This is a genomic window from Xenorhabdus sp. NBAII XenSa04, from assembly GCF_963866145.1.
GTDB classification, from domain to species: Bacteria; Pseudomonadota; Gammaproteobacteria; order Enterobacterales; family Enterobacteriaceae; genus Xenorhabdus; species Xenorhabdus indica.
Genome location: NZ_CAWMEB010000258.1, coordinates 1 through 3,585 on the forward strand (window position 1 = coordinate 1; position 3,585 = coordinate 3,585).

Annotated in this window: 3 protein-coding genes; all 3 read right to left on the reverse strand. The window is 39.8% G+C overall.

The genetic code is table 11. The features are described from left to right. Positions 1 to 233: 233 nt before the first annotated feature. From AAC147_RS09760 to AAC147_RS09770, 3 genes are read right to left on the reverse strand one after another with little or no spacing between them, the layout of a single operon-like run. Positions 234 to 1,478 (reverse strand): type II restriction endonuclease, encoded by a 1,245-nt coding sequence (locus AAC147_RS09760; protein ID WP_047686456.1) that lies wholly within the window; start codon positions 1,476 to 1,478, stop codon positions 234 to 236. Beyond that, complete coding sequence (locus AAC147_RS09765) at positions 1,471 to 1,944, reverse strand: very short patch repair endonuclease (RefSeq protein ID WP_047686458.1); 474 nt, start codon at positions 1,942 to 1,944, stop codon at positions 1,471 to 1,473. The genes AAC147_RS09760 and AAC147_RS09765 overlap by 8 nt, the downstream gene beginning before the upstream one ends. A gap of 9 nt (positions 1,945 to 1,953) precedes the next feature. Next, positions 1,954 to 3,384 (reverse strand): DNA cytosine methyltransferase, encoded by a 1,431-nt coding sequence (locus AAC147_RS09770; RefSeq protein WP_047686460.1) that lies wholly within the window; start codon positions 3,382 to 3,384, stop codon positions 1,954 to 1,956. Between the last annotated feature and the right edge of the window lie 201 nt (positions 3,385 to 3,585).

Sequence of the window (3,585 nt, forward strand, 5' to 3'; positions counted from 1 at the left end):
TTTGCACACCGGGTTAATAACCGTATCTGTAAAGCCTGTGACTGGTTTGAATGGATGACTCAGGTGGTGAATGTGCCATCAAAGTATCTTCAATAGGCTGCAGAATGAGTGGCAAAAGAAAAATATGACTATAGCACCTTGTGGAATGACAGGTGCGGAGCATGGTGACCACCTGAATGGTCACCTCAGAGAAAAGGTATTACATAAATGCAGTACAGTTTCTGTTTGCAAAGTCATTGAGTTAATCTTTGGATTTCCTTGATCTCAGTAATGAACTCCATAATATTCTGTAAATCATTGGCATAGGATGCTGGATAGAATGACTTAACAGATTCAGGTACCACTAACTGTAGCGATTTACTCTTCATTTCTGCCAGCTGTTGTTCACTTATCCCTGGCTGCATCGTTATCAGATGCTTACGTGCCACCCGGTCTCCTTCAGCCAATACTTGTCTCCAGCGATCTTTACATGTCGTTTTTGCGCCAAGCAATCGCAACTTTTCCTGAGGAAAAGATTTATCGTGATAAGCAGAAAAACATGGAAAAAGAAAATCGGGTTTAGACTTATTCTCTGTTATATTTTTGGCAGAACCCTGTTGAAATCGCAGATTATGCAATGAGAAAAGATGATTCAGGTGATTTTCAAAGGCAAAACCAGCACGGGATTTTCGCCTGTTCTGAACACTCAATGAGAAATGAATAAATTCATCAACATCATTCCCGTTTTCTCCAAATCCCTCCGATAATTTTTTCGCTACCTCATAACGTTCATATGTTTTAAATAATTTTTCTTCCTGTTCCATCCATAGCATCAGTGTATTATCGGGTTCATTTATTGGTTCACCTGAGGCCATTTCCCTTGCCAGTAAAGAAAATTCTTTTGACTTAGGAAAACCAGCCGGAAAATGCCTTAATAATGTTTCCAGTAAATTTTCATTTTTACTTTCAGGTTCTTCAAGTTCTATTCCCAGGTCTTCAAATAACATCCTGACCGGAAGGATAAGTGATTTTTCCTCAATCGAAGATTGGGAAAAATGATGACCAATATTACCCAGACCAAATAAAGTATTCAGCTGTAATTCAACTGAAGATCCCGGGGGAGTTATAATAAGCAGCAAATCGCCATTATTACGTTTAATAATCAGAAAAAAATCACCTTCATTCATCAAAGATGAAACAGGATTCGTTTTATAATACATACGATATTCAGCCGATCTGTTTGGCTGGTTATAACGAGTATCGTACCACGTTAATTGATCTTCACAGATGACCGGCTCGCTATCTTCTCCGGCAATATAAGTCAGCGTTGCCTTAAAAAATATTTTTTCCCCTCGTTCGGGAATGGGAAGATATCCTGAAAATCCTGCTTTGACCAATCCACCAATCTCATGTTGATTTGATTTTTTAGGATCAACATCAACAGCCGAAAGATATTTTGCAACTGCGACTTCGAAATGATCAGATAACGGCTCAAACATTTTTATTATGTATCCCTTTAGTATCAATTTCTACAGAATCACTGCCTGCACAAATCCACTCTTCTATTCTTTCAGATAATTCCTGAACGGGTAATCTGAATCTGCCTTTTACAGCACATTCCCAGATAACCATAACGTGCCAGCCATCACTCCTGAGCTTCTCATTAATAGCTTTATCCCGTAATACATTCTTCCCAAGTTTGCTCATCCAAAATTCGGTTCTGGTCATCGGGACTTTAAACAGATAGCACTCATGGTAATGCCAGAAACACCCATGAGTGAAAATGATTTTTCGATATTCATCGATCACAAAATCAGGCTTACCCGGTAATTCTTTTACCTGTGTCCGAAACTGAAAGCCAGCATCTTCAAGGATCGCTGCCAGCTTTATTTCAATGGCTGTATTACAATTTCGTATCGCTTTCATATTTTTGCTACGAATTGCAGAAGGGTGAACATCAGCCATAATCAAACCTTATGCCACTTTTTTGCTGTTTTTTAACGCAATTGCTTTGGCAATATAAGGTGCCAATAACTGAGCTACAGCAGCAAAAGCAGGAACAATCACAGAGTTGCCAAATTGCCGATAGGCCTGAGTATCCGATACGGGAATGCGGAAAGTTGTGCCACCCGGTGATTCAAATCCCATCAAACGCGCACACTCGCGAGGTGTCAGCCTTCTTGGTCTGTTTTTCTGGTTTTCTTCATTGTCAAAATCCCTCTCTCCAAGCTCCCTGTTCCAGCCCCGGTCGATAAGTATTTCAGAGCCATCTTTATGGTAACGGGCGGACAAAGTGCGGGCAACGCTATTCGGGTTATCAGGGAAAACCAGACCAAAACCAAAACCATTTCCTTTTGCCTGATGTTTTTTCGCGTAGTTGTATAAATATTTCCATAACGCAGGAGTAAGGATATATTTTTTATCAACATTACCGTCCAGTAATTCTTTAAGTATCGGTCTTTGTGCAGGAAAAAGTTGATTCATGTTTCTGAGGGTAAATCCCTGGTGGATATTAAGATCACGCCGAAATCCAACCAAAACAATACGTTCACGGTGTTGTGGCAGGAAATTTTGACCATCAATAATCTTTGGATCATCTTTCCCGTTATGTTCAACATCTGCAACTGAATATCCCAGTTCGTCCAAAGCCTGCACAATAACCCGAAAAGTTTTCCCTTTATCATGGCTTTTCAGGTTTTTCACATTTTCCAGCAAGAAAATGGCCGGTTTTTTAGCAGCAATGATCCGGGCTACATCAAAAAACAATGTTCCCTGCGTTTCACATTCAAAGCCATGAGCACGGCCTAATGAATTTTTCTTTGATACTCCTGCAAGAGAAAAAGGCTGACAAGGGAAACCGGCCAGTAATACATCATGATTGGGAATTTCACGATCTATATTTTGGTATGCTTCTTGATCACTGACAGAAATATCATGACTCAGAGTTATATCCCTGATATCAGAATTAAAGACATGCTCTTCAGGATCGCAATACCAGTTTGCTTTGTAAGTACGAACGGCATCCTTGTTCCATTCGCTGGTGAACACACACTGCCCGCCAATGTCTTCAAATCCTTTTCTGATCCCACCAATACCAGCAAACAGGTCAATAAAACGAAAAGTGTAATTTGGATGGTGTTCAGGCGGTGATGGCAACAAACTATTGAGCATCTGTACTTCCAGTTCAGTTAATTGCTTTTGCACCATTTTACCATTTAACCAGCGATTAAGGGTTTCACGAGTCCAGTCGCTATGACTGATAGCCCGAAGTGCCTCAGCAACATATTTTTGGTCATAGATTTCAACGAGTTTACTGATTAATGCTTTGTCTTCTTCTTTTTTCCGGCATTGTTCTTTTTCGTTTTGTGCAATCAGTTTTTGTGCGATTAACTCTAACTCTTTCATATTAAAAACCATTTAACTAATGGGATATATTAGTGTAATAATATCACCCAAATGACACAGGATAAAGTTAAACTGGCAAAAAAAGAAATCTCAGAGACGTATAACAATCACTGACGCGCCGCTGTGCGGCTTGTCTGCTGACGATGGAATACAAAACAAAAACCCGTTTTGCATTCCATCATCCAGCCATTTAAATGTATT